The organism is Candidatus Dadabacteria bacterium, assembly GCA_026705445.1.
Taxonomy (GTDB): Bacteria; Desulfobacterota_D; UBA1144; order Nemesobacterales; family Nemesobacteraceae; genus Nemesobacter.
In genome coordinates, this window is the sequence record JAPPAR010000025.1 from 84685 (window position 1) to 98322 (window position 13638).

Here is a 13638-nt window from a genome sequence, read left to right on the forward strand (position 1 = left end):
TCAGCCGCCCCCTTTGGATTTGCTTTCAGCGGCCCCGGAATCGGTCTTCTCCGAGATCCCGGAGCGGACCATTTTTATGTTGATGCCTTTAGCTATCTCGACCGTGAGATCGTCCCCGTCGACGTTTATCACCCTGCCGTATATGCCACCGGTGGTAACAATGCCGTCGCCTCTTTTTACCTCGGCGAGCATCTTCTTGCGCTCACGGCTCTGGCGCTGCTGGGGTCTTATTATAAGAAAGTAAAAAAGGGCGAATATTAAAACGAACGGGAGTATGGCCGAGAACGGCGTTCCCCCCGTTCCTCCCTGCCCGGTCCCGGGAGGCATGCATGATAAAAGAAAAAGGGCTGAAGTAGCGGCAAAAGCTAGTGTTTTCAATTACTGTTCCTCCTCAGCATCGCTGAGTTCCGAGCACAACTGCCTGAAGGTGCCGGTTTTTATCGATTCTCTTATTCTTCTCATCAGTTCGGAGTAATAATAGAGGTTATGAAGGGTCAGCAGCTGAAGAGAGAGAATCTCCCCGGCCATGAATATATGCCTCAGATACGACCTTGAAAAATTTTCGCACGTGTAGCAGCCGCAATCCTCATCAAGAGCCGAGCTGTCGTACGCGTAACGGGAGTTTTTTATAACCACTTTTCCCCGGCTTGTAAAGAGAGTGCCGTTGCGGGCGTTGCGGGTCGGGATTACGCAGTCGAAAAGATCGACTCCGAGAGCTACCGCCCTCACTATGTCGCCCGGATTGCCGATGCCCATGAGGTACCTGAGCCTGTCCTCGGGCAGAAGCCCGGCGCAGAGTTCGGTAATCTCAAAAGTCGCCCCGCCTGACTCGCCGATCCCCAGCCCGCCTATCGAGTAGCCGTCAAACCCTATGTCCACAAGCTCGCCCGCCGAGCGCGCCCGAAGATCCTCGTACACCCCTCCCTGCACGATGCCGAAAAGGGCCCTGGAGGGGTCCCGCCGCGCCTGCTTGCAGAGCCCCGCCCAGCGCGTCGTAAGGGAAACCGACTTCTCCATGTACTCGTAGGGGGAATCATGGGCCGGACATTCGTCAAAGCACATCATCACGTCAGAGCCCAGGTCCTCCTGAACGGCTATTGAGACCTCCGGGGAGAAGAAATGCTCGCTTCCGTCTATGTGGGAGCGGAAGGAGACCCCGTCTTCCGTTATCTTCCTGCTTTTCGCGAGGCTCAGGACCTGATAGCCGCCGCTGTCGGTGACGATCGCGCCGTCCCACGACATGTAGCGGTGAAGTCCGCCGAGGGAGCTTATTATGTCCGTGCCGGGCCTCAGGTAGAGATGGTAGGCGTTTGCTATAAGAGCCCTGAAACCGAGACGGCGAAGATCAAGGGGCGTTATGGCCTTGCCTGCTCCCTGGGTCGCCACGGGCATGAATGCCGGAGTCTTGACCGTTTCGCGTAAAGTGCGGATTTCCCCCAGCCTGGCGGAACCGCCTTTTTCCTTTTCGATAAGCCTGAACTGGTACATGGCGGACAAACGCGGCGGGATCAGAATCCGAGCACGTCCCTCATAGCGTAGACCCCCGGAGGTTTTCCCGGAATCCACTTCGCCGCGCGAATCGCGCCCGCAGAGAAGTTCTCCCTGCTGGTCGCCCTGTGGGTAAGCTCCACTCTCTCCCCGTCGCCGAGGAACATGACGGTGTGGTCCCCGACCACGTCTCCTCCCCGAAGCGTCTGGATGCCTATTTCCCCTTCCCCTCTCGCCCCTATCCGTCCGTGCCTTTCGTATCTTGCCACGTCTTCGAGTTCTGATCCGAGACCGGCGGCGACCGCTTCTGCGAGCGCGATTGCCGTTCCGCTGGGAGAATCGGCTTTCCCCCTGTGATGGGCCTCGAAAATCTCGGCGTCGTAGCTCTCTCCCAGATGAGAAGCCACCTGCCTCGATATCTCGAAAAGGACGTTTATCCCGACGCTCATGTTGGGAGAGAAAACGCACGGTATCCGCCGAAGCATCCCAAGGAGCTCTTCCCTCTGCCCGGGCTCAAAGCCTGTTGTCCCTATGACCATCGACTTTCCGTTCCGGACCGAATATTCGGCGTGGGCAAGGGTCGCCTCGGGAACGGTAAAGTCAATTATGACGTCCGAGTCCCGGGCCGCTTCCGAAATGCTGTCACTCACGCTTACTCCCGGCCCCGCGCCCGCGACAAGATCCCCTAGATCCCGGCCGACCGAAACGTGTCCCGCCGCCTCAGTCGCCCCCACAAGCTCGATATCCCCGTCTGAGCCCGCGAGTGAAGCCACGCTCATTCCCATACGCCCGCACACCCCCGCTACCGCAACCTTTATCACTTTAGCCTCCTCCGTCTCCGCCCTGCGGTCCGTAACTGCAGTTCTCAATGCACTCGTCCTTCATTATCTTCCATTCTTTTTCGGGTATGGAAAGATCGTAGCGGTTTGTGTATCTGGCCCTCTGACGCTTGTCTTCGCCCGGCTCCCTGTAGTCGACCTCCACTTCCGCGACCACTATGGCGGTGTCCTTGAAAAGCTGGGTCGCCAGGACCCTGTAGTCAGCTATCCTGATGTCGTAGCGCTCGTAAAGAAGCTCGAGCCTGCTCACGTAACCCTCGCGGTCCGAACTGAATATATGGATCTTCTCGTAAGCGGATTTAAAGTCCCGTTCCTTAAGTGCCTCGAGAAAAGAGTTCACCACGCTGGTGGCAGAAACTCTCGGCTGCGGCCTTCTTGCGTCTTGACTTCGCACGGGAATGGCGCAGGAAGCAAAAAGAAGCAGCAATGGCAGAACCAAAAGATAAGCTTTTCTCATGGAGCGGGAACTGAAGATCCTGTGAATAAAGTAAGAAGTTAAACGAGAAAAATGGCGCAGGCAAGTTTCGGCGATGTGCGCCGCGTTTTCTCTGCACACCCGGCGGCGGTTGCGAAGCCGAACCCGTTGCGGGTATCCTGCTTGGGAAAAAAGAAAACGGGTACAGGAAAAAGGGGGAACTATCATGAAAAGCATGACAGGTTTCGCGGAATCATCCGTAAGCACGGAGATCGGAAAGATCATGGTGGACATGCGTTCGGAGAACCACAGGTTCCTTGACGTCAAGGCCAGCGTTCCCGAATCGTTACTCCACATGGAAACCTCCATTGAAGACAGGCTGAAGAACTCGATTCAGAGGGGTAAGCTCCGCCTGAGGCTTTCCGTGCAGACAAACAAAAAGGAAAGACAGCGGTTATCCGAAAAGGTTCTCCGGGAAAATCACAGTTCCCTCAAAAGAATCAATTCCGCCCTGGGGCTCAAAACGGAGATAGGAATTGAGCACCTGCTCATGATGGAGAATTCCTTTGAAAGCCACGCCGGACCAGAGGTCTCAAGGGAGACGGAAGCCAGAATCAAGGAAGCGGTCGCAAAAACTCTCGTAAAGTTCAACAGAAGCCGGGAAATCGAGGGGCAGAAACTTGAAAAATCCATACTCGGGCGTCTGGAGGTCATAAGAAAGACTGTTGACGGCATAAAGAAGAAACGGAAGGAATTCATAAAGAAATCCGACAAAAAGACTAAGGAGAAAATCGAGAAAATCTTCTCCTCAAAGCACAAGGACGATCCCATTATCTCCCAGGAAGCCGCGGCAATAATCACGGAGAAAAGCGAGATTGACGAGGAAATCGTAAGGCTTGAGGCTCATATCTCAAAGTTCAGGAAAACCGCCAGGAAAAAGGGGGCCGTAGGGAAGGAGCTTGACTTTCTGGTCCAGGAAATGAACAGGGAGGCGGGAACGATATCGGCGAAATGCAAGGACGCGGGGATCTCGCACCTTACAATAGGCGTACGCCTTGAACTCGAGAAAATACGGGAACAGATTCAGAATATAGAATAGAGTTCCACCGGGTCCCGAGATTCATGCCCGGGTATTCTTTTATTTCTCATACAACTTTAACCACCGGTCGGGTTTTCGTCGTCCGCAGTGCCTGACACGCTAGCTTCGTCTGGAAATAAGCGACGGAAGTATCTTCTCTTTTTCTTATCGCCTCTCGACGGGCCCTGCTCTCGGCTTCAGCGCATCTCTTGCACCGGCTTGAGAGACCAACCGACCTGCAGCAGTCCGAATAGAATTCCGACACTGGAAGTTTTCGCCAACACCAGGAACAAACGTGATAACCGCTGTCCCTACGAGGATACTTGGGCCTCTTCCGCCGGTTTCTTTCTTTAGGCCACCTGTTGTCACGCAACGACGGCGCTTCGGGATTCACGTTGATCTGCTTCCCGTCAATATATCTGTTTATCGGTTTCTCAAGTCCCATGATCCACTTTCTTTCTTCCCGGTCGGCAATCTCCTGCTTGCGGTGACGAGAGAGAGCTTCCACAGTCGGCTTCATTATCAGAAGGTTTCGGTGCAGAATCGAATTGCATGGGTTCGACCGCCGATGCTGCGCGAGTCGGGAGAAAATCGGCTGTCTTGTCTGCCCGACGTAAGCCGATCCGTCGGGAAAGCTGATTTTATATATCTGTATCATTCCGCCCGCTCTGGGCGGTGGCTTGGCCATGAACGGGCATTGCAACAATTTATAAGTAATTTTAGCATGATACGAAACGATAAGTCCTAAAAGAACCAGTGCATCCTTCACAGAAAACCGCTTATAAACCAGCCCTCCCCCGAACTAGGCGACAATGTTCTGAGGACTGCTGCGGAGCACCCTTCTAAAAAAGCCGTTTCAGGACTGCAGGATATCCTTTGCCATCTTTGCAGACCCGGAGCAGAGGACTTTGAAAAAACAGACAGGCATGTTATAGTTCCCCCTCATTTGAGAAACAATGAAGCTCGCAAGGGAGAACCGAAAAAATAAGCATTCTTGTAGATAAAGACTCCAAAGTTCTCGTGCAGGGGATAACGGGAAGCGCCGGGCTTTTCCACGCGACCCAGTGCCGCGAGTACGGAACCAACATCGTTGGCGGCGTCACCCCGGGAAAAGGCGGAAACAGCGTCGAGGGATTCCCGGTTTTCGACACCATGTCCGAGGCGGTGCGGGAAACCGGAGCGGACGTGTCCCTTGTGTTCGTTCCTGCAGCGTTTGCTATGGACTCGATGCTGGAGGCCCTTGATTCCGGCGTCAAGCTCGTAATCTGCATAACCGAGGGAATACCCACCCTGGACGTTGTGAGGGTAAAAGAGTACATGAGGGGTTCTGACTCAAGGCTCGTGGGACCCAACTGCCCGGGCGTTATAACCCCCGGGGAGGCCAAGGTGGGGATAATGCCGGGGTACATACATAAACCCGGAAGAGTGGGAATAATCTCAAGAAGCGGAACTCTCACCTACGAGGCCGTATGGCAGCTTACTAACCTCGACATAGGACAATCCACGTGCATCGGCATAGGCGGCGATCCAGTTATCGGAACCACCTTTATCGACGCGCTTTCGCTCTATGAGAACGACCCGGACACAGACGCGGTGGTAATGATAGGGGAAATCGGTGGGTCTGACGAAGAAGAGGCGGCCGAATACATAAGCCAGAACTTCACGAAGCCCATAGCCGCGTTCATCGCGGGAGCCACGGCGCCCAAGGGGAAAAGGATGGGCCACGCCGGAGCCATTATTTCAGGGAGTTCGGGAAGCGCCGAGGACAAGTTCCGTGCCCTCGAGCGCGCCGGAGTCACCACCTGCAAAAGCCCGGCCGAGATGGGAGAAGCGCTAAAAAGCGCAATCTCCTAAAGCCGCGAGACTCAACTGCCACTCCGAATCCTGCTTCTCACACGGGCAATCCTCAAAATTGGTTATTATCTTGCCCGTATGGAACTAAAACTTTTCGAGCTCGAGATCTTCAACAATCTTCTCGGAACAATCGCCGAGGAAATGGGTTCTGTTCTCGTAAGGGCGGGATTCTCCCCCAACATAAAGGAAAGAAGGGATCTTTCCTGCGCCATATTCAACTCAGACGGAGAAATGATCGCCCAGGCGGCCCATATTCCCATACACCTGGGATCAATGTCGTTTGCCGCAAGATCGGTAGCGACGGAGAACCTCTCTCCGGGAGACGTCTTCATACTTAACGACCCTTTCCGCGGCGGAACGCATCTTCCCGACGTAACGTGCGTAGCGCCCGTGTTCGTTCATGGGAAGCCCGAGTTTCTGCTCGCCTCGCGGGCCCACCACGCTGACATAGGGGGCGACACCCCGGGGTCCATGCCGCTTTCAACGACAATCCACGAAGAGGGAATCATAATACCCCCGACCAGAATACGGGAAGAAGGAATACTGAAAGAAACCCTGCTCCAGGAAATAATTCTCTCGACCAGGGATCATGAGGAAAGAGAAGGGGATCTTCGGGCGCAGATAGCCTCGCTTGATACCGGGGAGAAAAGGATGCGGGAGCTTCTCGAAAAATATTCTCTTTCGAAAATAAACCAGGCCGCTTCCGGACTTCTTGACTACGGGGAGAGGCTCGTTAGGGGTGCCATAGAGAAAATACCGGATGGGGATTATGTCTTTATTGACTACCTTGAAGACGACGGGGCGGGAACGGGGAATATACCGATACGGGTAAAGATAGAGATAAGCGGGGACGCGGCGGTGGTCGACTTCAGAGGAAGTTCGAAGAAGGTAAAAGGATGCCTTAACGCCCCCCTGAGCGTAACGACCTCCGCGGTTCTGTACTGTTTTCAGTGTCTCTCGGGCGAAGACACGCCTCTTAACTCGGGAACCCTGAGGCCGATTGAGATCAGGGTCGAAGAGGACTCGATTCTTAACGCCAGGTACCCGAGCGCGGTCGTAGGCGGAAACGTAGAGACGTCCCAAAGGATAGTGGACGTGGTGTTCGGAGCGCTGGCGGTGGCAATACCCGAAACGATACAGGCGGCAAGCGCGGGAACAATGAGCAACCTCGCGTTCGGCTCGCCGCAAGACACACCCTCCGATGCCTCCTACGCCTACTACGAAACCATAGCCGGCGGAATGGGAGGACGGTCGGGCGCGGACGGGGCGAACGCTGTGCACACGCACATGACAAACACGCTTAACACCCCCGTTGAGGCAATCGAGAGGGAGCTTCCCGTAATGGTGGAATCATATTCCGTAAGAAAGGGGTCAGGGGGCCCTGGCAGGTTCCCGGGCGGGGACGGAATCATAAGGCAGTACAGGTTCCTCGAAGACTCCCATATCTCCCTCATAACCGAGAGAAGGGAGAAGCGGCCCTGGGGAGCCCGAGGCGGAGAAGAAGGGAAAAGCGGGCGGAACACGCTTGTATCGGGTGGGGAAGAGGAAAAGCTGCCCGCGAAATGCTCTGTTGCGGTAAAGGCAGGAGAAGCTGTGAGAATCGAGACTCCGGGAGGAGGAGGATGGGGAGCGCCCGTCCCGGCTAATTTTTTCACCATCGACGCTCACCAGGACATAGCCTTTCACATGCGCCACTACAAAAGGGACTTCGAGAATCCCGAGGTTCCCTGCATGATAACCCTGCCCGGGCTCAGACAGAGCGGGACCAGGGTTGTTTTCAACACCGTTTTTATACACCCGAAGCACAAACCAGCGCGTTCCGTCACAGAAGCCATGGCCCAGCTTGACCTCTACGACAAGATATACAGCGAACACTCAGAAAGCGTTTTTCAGATAAAAAACAGAGGAGACATAGACAAACTGGGGGAAGGCAGAAAAATCGGGTTTTTCACTCTCATGGAAGGAGCTGACCCCGTATTGAACCCGGAGCATCTTCTTGAATACCAAAAAAGGGGCGTCCGGGCTATCGGCCTTTCCTGGAACAACAGGAACATCTACGCCTCCGGGCCCGAAAGCAGCGAAGGACTCTCCGAGCAGGGAAAAGAGCTTCTGCGGCAGATGAACGCCCTGGGAATCACGCTTGATCTCTCCCACCTTAACGAACGCTGTTTCTGGGAAAGCGTGGAACTAACCGATCTCATACCCGTTGCGACCCACTCTAATTCAAGAGCGCTTGTGGATCATCCAAGAAACCTGCGTGACGAGCAGCTTCGCGCCATCTCCGAGAGGAGCGGGGTAATCGGGGTTGTCTTCTACGGGAAATTCCTAAGGAAAGGAGAGGGTCACGCTACCCTCGAAGACATATACGCCCACATAGACCAGATTATAGGCGTCTGCGGCGAGGATCACGTGGGAGTGGGAACCGACATGGACGGAGCGCCGATAAATGATTTCCCAGAGGAAATGAGACATATATCCGAACTCCCGGCACTCCCCGAGTATCTCCTCGGCAAGGGATACCCGAGGGCGGTTGTGGAAAAAATAATGGGGAAAAACTTCCTTCGGGTAATAAAAACGAATCTTGAAAAGGTACCGGACGACATAGAGTAATGCGTCGCCGACGCTTTCTTTATCCAGAGCGGATGCCTGCCGATTTCTGAATCCCGCACTGCCCTACCTGCGCTTCACACAAACCCCCTTATCTTTCCGCTGACATGGATAAGTTTACGGGAAAAAAAAGTTTCGATTCGTGTCCCTGCCAGAGATTTGCATTTCAAATAACTTCGTTAGCAGCGCGAAAGTCGCCTTGCTGTCATGATCCTTGGCGTCGATGTAAAACCAGTGACCGTTATGTCTGGTAAAAACCGAAGCGCAGTCTCCATCAGTTCGGGGACTTGAACAAATCATCTGAGGTTGCGTATGGCTTGACATGATTTTGAATAGCTGTCCAGCGGGACTGTCGCCCCAACCATATTGCTTTTCGCCTTCTTCCCCGGAACCTTCGCCGTTCCTGATCTTTGAGATTTTGACTATTTCCCTGTCCCCGTCGGGTACTTTCACGTTCTGCGACAGATAGTGCATTATTCCGAACAGTGAGCGGGTTCTCACTTTTATTTCGGAATTGGACTTGGTTTCAGATTCGGTCAGCATTAAAATTCCTTTTCCATCTTCAATTTTCAAAAAATTCGTCAACTCTTTCCATTGCGGGTCATTATTGTTTTCGCACGAGCAATCAAAGTTGTCATCCAAAAAGCAGGCTATTAATTTCGTCTGCGATTCTTCTTTTTTGGTTTTGGTAGGCATGGAAAGCTCAGAACAGATCTCATCAGGGCTGACATTGATTTCATCAAGGTCGATATTGAAAAATCTTATTTTATTTTGTTGTCTCAAATCTTTTAATGCGGTAAGTATAGCTTCGTATTTGTTGAATTCTTCCTGCTTTGGCAAATGATCCGGGGTGGGTCCGGATGCAAACGGGGCATTTAACGCAGGGCCGAAACGCTCAACCGTTATTGCCAGAACGCGTTCTATCGAAAACCCGGATTGGGTAAGATAAAACACCGTCTCCAGCCCCAAACGTTGATTCATGGTCTCATTCAGTTCCTCGCCGGTAAGCGGACTGTATTGAAAGGTAGTTTCACGGGTGCCGCCTATCCCCACTTGCCCTGAGAGATTATTTTCGTTTCCCACGCTATTGTCTACTGAGGAGCCAAGGACGCTGGTTACTGCGCCGGTTAATGAAATTCGACTCGGTGCCTGTTCGTATTTTTCCTTTACCGTGTCAACAGTTGTAAATACAGGTGGGGTTCCATAGCGCATGCGCACCAGGTTCTTAAGCATCTGACTGTCTCTGGCCACAGCCATTTGATCAACAAAGTTGCTTTGCCATTTTTCGTTCCAATTCAGAGTTTGGCAGCCGGACAGCACCAAAGCGACTGACATTGTAGCTGCAAATAAGATAAAGGAACTGATTCTACGATTTTTGGACATGGTTATAGCTTACGCCTTTAAAAATCCAAGACCTGTTTGGATGAAAAAACCAACGAAGAGCGTCAGCCCAGGTTTATCCTGTACTTTCCGGGGCCGGAAATCATCAACACTACGTAGACGAAAAGATACTCAATCGCGTGTGAAGCCCCCGACCATCCCGCCGCGGGTGACTCCTCCGGAAGATACAGGTGAAAGAGAACCGCTACGATCATGTTAATGGACAGAAGAAAAGTCGCAGGCATAAAGAAAATCCCCGCGATTATGAAAACCGAGCAGAAAGACTCGGCAAAAGCCGCCATAAAGCCCCAGAAAACCGGATAAAAATCAATGCCGAAGGTCTGTAGCGACCCCCCGACTTTAGCCCATCTCTCGGGCCCGCCGATCAGCTTTCCGTAGCCGTGAAAAATAAGCATCGAGAAGCCGAAGCCCACTCTTAGCAGAAGAAGTCCTAAATCCCAGTCCCTGTCTCTGCCGTAACTTAACATGCTTTATACTTTATACTAATAAGACTTATCAGACAAGGTCTTCCCCACCATCAACCCCTATCACGTTACCCGTGACCCAGGAGGCTTCGTCGAGAGAGAGAAGCGCGATGGCTTTTGCCACGTCTTCCGGTGTCGTCAGTCTTCCTGAAGGGTTTGCCGCGAGAGCGTGGTTAATGAGCTTATCGTTTCCCGGGATCTTTCTCAGCGCGGGAGTGTCCGTTACTCCGGCCATTATTGAGTTTGCGGTAATACCGTTTGGAGCAAGTTCAACGGCAAGCTGCCGTATGTGTGCCTCTATGGAGGCCTTGGCGGCCGATACCGCGCCGTAAGTAGGCCATACCCTGTGACTCCCCGAGCTTGTCATGGCGAATATTCTCCCGCCCTCGCCCATTATTCCTTCCATAACAAGATCCTGAGCCCAGTAAACGATGCTGTGGGCCATCACGTCCAAGGTCATGTCAATGTTCTTGGTGTTAAGAACGTCTCTGCGTTCATCCGCAACGTAGCGCTTTAGCGTCCCGAAGGCAACGGAATGTATCATCACCTTTACCTGGGAGCCATCCTGCTGCACCACGTCCTTTATGTCCGCAATGACCTCCTGTCTTTTCTGCGCGTCGGCCACGTTTACGTTATGGAACTTCACTTCACTTCCCGTAGCTTTTATCTGCTCAACTATGCTCTCCACCTTCGCCATCGTGCCCCTGCGGTCAAGGTGGACGCCGAAAATATTCATTCCCCGGCGCGCAAGCTCAAGACTGCAGGCCTCCCCGAAGCCGCTTGAAGAACCGAGCACCAGAGCCCATTTGCCTTTAATAGAATTCTCAAACAATCTATGCTACCTCTCTAGATATCGAATTTAGGAAGTGGAATCGTACACGATTTCCCCTCTTTTTTCTAAACACGACGGATCACTATAATCCCTCGTCCGTCTCCTTGCCGGAAGAAACCGCGTATCCCGAGAGTTCGGACCTCTCCGAAAAATCTTGGGGAAGTTCCTTCGAGGTTTTTATTCCTAACTCCCTGAGATCCAAGGCTCTTTTCACGAGGTTGCCCTTGCCGTCGCGAAGACTGCTCATCGCCTTCTGATAAGCCTGATCGGACTGTTCTATGCGCTTTCCGATTTCTTCAAGATGCTCAGTGAAAGTCACGAACTTGTCGTACATCCTGCCGGCGCTCTCGGCTATTTCCCTGGCGTTTGCGTTCTGATACTCAAACTGCCAGATGCTGTGTATTGTTCTAAGCGTCGCGAGAAGAGTCGAGGGGCAGACGATTATCACGTTTTTCTCGAAAGCCTCAGAGTAAAGATCCCTCTCGGTCTCTATGGCCAGCATGAAAGCGGATTCAAGCGGAACGAACATCAAAACGTAGTTAAGGCTCGTGATTCCGGAAATACCCTGGTATCCCTTGGAACTGAGCTCCTTTATGTGGTTTCGAAACGAAAGAATATGCTGCCTGAGGTAGTCCCCCTTCTCCTCCTCATTCTCGCAGGACATGTATCTCTCATAAGCGGTGAGTGATACCTTGGAATCGATCACAACGTCTTTTCCCTCGGGAAGATGTACTATCACGTCGGGTCGGAGGGTATTGCCGTTGTCCCCCTTGTAGCTCGGCTGTGAGTGATACTCCCTGCCCTCGGACAGGCCAGACATCTCAAGGGCCCTCTCAAGCACTATCTCCCCCCAGGCACCCTGAGTCTGTGACTCTCCCTTGAGGGCGGTGGTGAGATTAACAGCTTCGCGGCTCATCTGCTCGCCCAGATTCTTGAGGTTCTCTATGTGGGCTTTCAGGGAAGCCATGTCACTGCTCGCATCCTTGTGGGTATCGGTGACCTTTTTCTCGAAATCCTTTATCTGCTCTCGGAGGGGGTTCAGCAGGGTCTCCATATCCGTCTTGTTCTTATCGGTGAATTTCTTGGTCGTATCCTCAAAAATCCTGTTTCCGAGGTTCTCAAACTCATCTCCGAGTCTTTTTTTCGCTTCATCCAGAATGGACAGCTTTTCCTCGAAACCCTTTCTTTCCTGCTCTATGGTGGTACTGAGCCTTGAGAGAAGACTTTCTTTTTCGGTAACCTGTGAAGTGAGTTCCCTCACCTGCCCTTCGAACCCGGAAATCCTGGAATCACGGTCCGCAATTGCAGCTTCCTTCTCCTTTACGCTGGATTCAAGGGAGGCTTTCTCGGCGTTAAGAACACTTGTAGCCTCGACCGATTCCTTAAGCTCCCCTTCAAGCAGCACACCCTTGCTCTTTGACTCTTCCAGTTCGGTTCTTATAATGGACAACTCAGTTTCAACCGACTTTCTCTGGCCTTTTTCTCTGGTCAGGTAATAGGATAACGCAAGGGCCGTAACCGCCATCGCTGCGATGTGGGTAAGCAGGTCGGAGATATTCATGTCAGACTTTTATTGTAAACAATTCTTGTTGATAATAAAAACCCAGCATATATACTAGACTAGACTAGATTTAGCATATACAGGAGTTAGAACCATGAACATTTCCAAAAGCCAGCATGTCTGGACTGTAGCCGAGGCCAAAGCGAAACTTTCCGAAATACTGAGGCTTGCAGAGACAGAGGGTCCTCAGCGTATCGGAATACGGAAGTCCTTTATTCTTGTACCCGACAAGTTGTGGCAAATTAAAAAGCCGCCTAAGAAACATATGGGTAAATGGCTGGTCGAAAATATGCCACGGGGAACAAACCTTCCGGTTCCCGACCGTCGCGAGCCCGGACGTAAAATCCCGTTCATTGATGAGGATGATTTTGAATGAACGGTTATCTCCTTGACACCAACGTTATATCGGAACTGACAAAAAAACTGCCAAGCCCGAGAGTAATCGAGTTCCTGTCCGAACACGGGAACCTTTGGCTTTCTACGATTGTTATACATGAACTGGAGTTTGGTCTGCAACTTCTTCCACAAGGGAACCGTCGCTACAGTTTACAATCTTTACTGTCAGAATTTATCGCAGGCATAGAGCAGCAAGACCATGTTTTGCCACTGGGCCGAAAAGAAGCGGAATTGGCTGCTCGACTCCGGTCTCAAGCCCGCAGGTCCGGTCGGGTGTTACAACTGGGCGATGCACTGATTGCGGGAACGGCCAAAGCTCATGATCTATTGGTTGCAACACGCAATACAGAAGATTTTGCCGGTCTGGACATCAAAGTTGAGAACCCGTGGGAATGAAAAGTGCTTGGTCTTGTGCGTTTTCCAATGCAGGAATAAAGCAATTTTAGCCGATCTAATAACTGCCGGGTTCGCCAAATCAGGTCTTCATTTCCACAGGCAAACGTAAAATGTCCCCCTTCCTCAACAAGTTCTCGAGCCTTGCCATCATGGAATATCACTGACCTTATAATCCGGTTGCGTACCGCCATCCCCGGATACTCCAGGTAACCGCAGTATTTCCTTCAGCATTTCGTTTCTCGCCGGGCCTAGCCCGCATTTCTCACCGCATAGGGATATGGAAGGGTTTTTAGGGTCAGCAGCCATG

Annotated in this window: 14 protein-coding genes and 1 pseudogene; 6 read left to right on the forward strand and 9 right to left on the reverse strand. The window is 52.4% G+C overall.

What is annotated here, in order from left to right:
• Genes yajC through OXG75_06385 form a run of 4 tightly spaced genes read right to left on the reverse strand, consistent with a single transcriptional unit; the run spans window position 1 to window position 2784 of the window.
• A complete protein-coding gene (gene yajC, locus OXG75_06370; GenBank protein ID MCY3625595.1) occupies window positions 1-378 on the reverse strand; it encodes a preprotein translocase subunit YajC in 378 nt (125 codons plus the stop codon).
• Window positions 379-1488 carry a tRNA guanosine(34) transglycosylase Tgt gene (gene tgt, locus OXG75_06375; GenBank protein ID MCY3625596.1) on the reverse strand — a complete coding sequence of 370 codons (1110 nt, stop codon included), beginning with the start codon at window positions 1486-1488 and terminating at the stop codon, window positions 379-381. It abuts the gene before it with no gap.
• A 20-nt stretch (window positions 1489-1508) separates the two neighbouring features.
• Window positions 1509-2309: a 4-hydroxy-tetrahydrodipicolinate reductase gene (gene dapB, locus OXG75_06380; GenBank protein ID MCY3625597.1), complete on the reverse strand. Its 801-nt coding sequence runs from the start codon at window positions 2307-2309 to the stop codon at window positions 1509-1511.
• 1 nt (window position 2310) lies between these two features.
• On the reverse strand, window positions 2311-2784 hold the full coding sequence (locus tag OXG75_06385; protein MCY3625598.1) for a hypothetical protein: 474 nt from the start codon (window positions 2782-2784) through the stop codon (window positions 2311-2313).
• A 184-nt stretch (window positions 2785-2968) separates the two neighbouring features.
• On the opposite strand from OXG75_06385, the gene OXG75_06390 reads away from it, so the two are divergent.
• Window positions 2969-3841, forward strand: coding sequence for a YicC family protein (locus tag OXG75_06390; protein MCY3625599.1), 873 nt, complete (start codon window positions 2969-2971; stop codon window positions 3839-3841).
• A 46-nt stretch (window positions 3842-3887) separates the two neighbouring features.
• Here the strand turns inward: OXG75_06390 and OXG75_06395 are convergent, their stop codons facing one another.
• A complete protein-coding gene (locus tag OXG75_06395) occupies window positions 3888-4508 on the reverse strand; it encodes a hypothetical protein (protein MCY3625600.1) in 621 nt (206 codons plus the stop codon).
• 296 nt (window positions 4509-4804) lie between these two features.
• Here OXG75_06395 and sucD point away from each other — a divergent pair, with 296 nt between their 5' ends.
• The 3 genes and pseudogenes from sucD to OXG75_06410 all read left to right on the forward strand — a co-directional run bounded on the left by sucD (window position 4805) and on the right by OXG75_06410 (window position 8284).
• Window positions 4805-5674, forward strand: a complete 870-nt coding sequence (sucD, locus tag OXG75_06400) for a succinate--CoA ligase subunit alpha (GenBank protein MCY3625601.1) — start codon at window positions 4805-4807, stop codon at window positions 5672-5674.
• A gap of 78 nt (window positions 5675-5752) precedes the next feature.
• Window positions 5753-7303, forward strand: a pseudogene (locus OXG75_06405) (hydantoinase B/oxoprolinase family protein).
• Between the two features lie 27 nt (window positions 7304-7330).
• Window positions 7331-8284 carry a membrane dipeptidase gene (locus tag OXG75_06410; GenBank protein ID MCY3625602.1) on the forward strand — a complete coding sequence of 318 codons (954 nt, stop codon included), beginning with the start codon at window positions 7331-7333 and terminating at the stop codon, window positions 8282-8284.
• A gap of 114 nt (window positions 8285-8398) precedes the next feature.
• Here the strand turns inward: OXG75_06410 and OXG75_06415 are convergent, their stop codons facing one another.
• The 4 genes from OXG75_06415 to rmuC all read right to left on the reverse strand — a co-directional run bounded on the left by OXG75_06415 (window position 8399) and on the right by rmuC (window position 12539).
• Complete coding sequence (locus OXG75_06415; protein ID MCY3625603.1) at window positions 8399-9664, reverse strand: hypothetical protein; 1266 nt, start codon at window positions 9662-9664, stop codon at window positions 8399-8401.
• A gap of 62 nt (window positions 9665-9726) precedes the next feature.
• Window positions 9727-10149: a DoxX family protein gene (locus tag OXG75_06420; protein MCY3625604.1), complete on the reverse strand. Its 423-nt coding sequence runs from the start codon at window positions 10147-10149 to the stop codon at window positions 9727-9729.
• 28 nt (window positions 10150-10177) lie between these two features.
• Window positions 10178-10978 carry an SDR family oxidoreductase gene (locus OXG75_06425; protein ID MCY3625605.1) on the reverse strand — a complete coding sequence of 267 codons (801 nt, stop codon included), beginning with the start codon at window positions 10976-10978 and terminating at the stop codon, window positions 10178-10180.
• 82 nt (window positions 10979-11060) lie between these two features.
• On the reverse strand, window positions 11061-12539 hold the full coding sequence (gene rmuC, locus OXG75_06430) for a DNA recombination protein RmuC (protein ID MCY3625606.1): 1479 nt from the start codon (window positions 12537-12539) through the stop codon (window positions 11061-11063).
• A 94-nt stretch (window positions 12540-12633) separates the two neighbouring features.
• On the opposite strand from rmuC, the gene OXG75_06435 reads away from it, so the two are divergent.
• Both OXG75_06435 and OXG75_06440 read left to right on the forward strand, forming a co-directional pair.
• On the forward strand, window positions 12634-12915 hold the full coding sequence (locus OXG75_06435; protein MCY3625607.1) for a hypothetical protein: 282 nt from the start codon (window positions 12634-12636) through the stop codon (window positions 12913-12915).
• Window positions 12912-13331 carry a type II toxin-antitoxin system VapC family toxin gene (locus OXG75_06440; protein MCY3625608.1) on the forward strand — a complete coding sequence of 140 codons (420 nt, stop codon included), beginning with the start codon at window positions 12912-12914 and terminating at the stop codon, window positions 13329-13331. The genes OXG75_06435 and OXG75_06440 overlap by 4 nt, the downstream gene beginning before the upstream one ends.
• Window positions 13332-13638 lie beyond the last annotated feature (307 nt).

Coding starts and splice junctions, on each gene's coding strand:
- OXG75_06390 (MCY3625599.1), top strand. CDS start 2,969: ATGAAAAGCATGACAGGTTTCGCGGAATCATCCGTAAGCACGGAGATC.
- OXG75_06415 (MCY3625603.1), bottom strand. CDS start 9,664: ATGTCCAAAAATCGTAGAATCAGTTCCTTTATCTTATTTGCAGCTACA.
- OXG75_06435 (MCY3625607.1), top strand. CDS start 12,634: ATGAACATTTCCAAAAGCCAGCATGTCTGGACTGTAGCCGAGGCCAAA.
- tgt (MCY3625596.1), bottom strand. CDS start 1,488: ATGTACCAGTTCAGGCTTATCGAAAAGGAAAAAGGCGGTTCCGCCAGG.
- OXG75_06420 (MCY3625604.1), bottom strand. CDS start 10,149: ATGTTAAGTTACGGCAGAGACAGGGACTGGGATTTAGGACTTCTTCTG.
- OXG75_06385 (MCY3625598.1), bottom strand. CDS start 2,784: ATGAGAAAAGCTTATCTTTTGGTTCTGCCATTGCTGCTTCTTTTTGCT.
- OXG75_06395 (MCY3625600.1), bottom strand. CDS start 4,508: ATGGCCAAGCCACCGCCCAGAGCGGGCGGAATGATACAGATATATAAA.
- rmuC (MCY3625606.1), bottom strand. CDS start 12,539: ATGAATATCTCCGACCTGCTTACCCACATCGCAGCGATGGCGGTTACG.
- OXG75_06440 (MCY3625608.1), top strand. CDS start 12,912: ATGAACGGTTATCTCCTTGACACCAACGTTATATCGGAACTGACAAAA.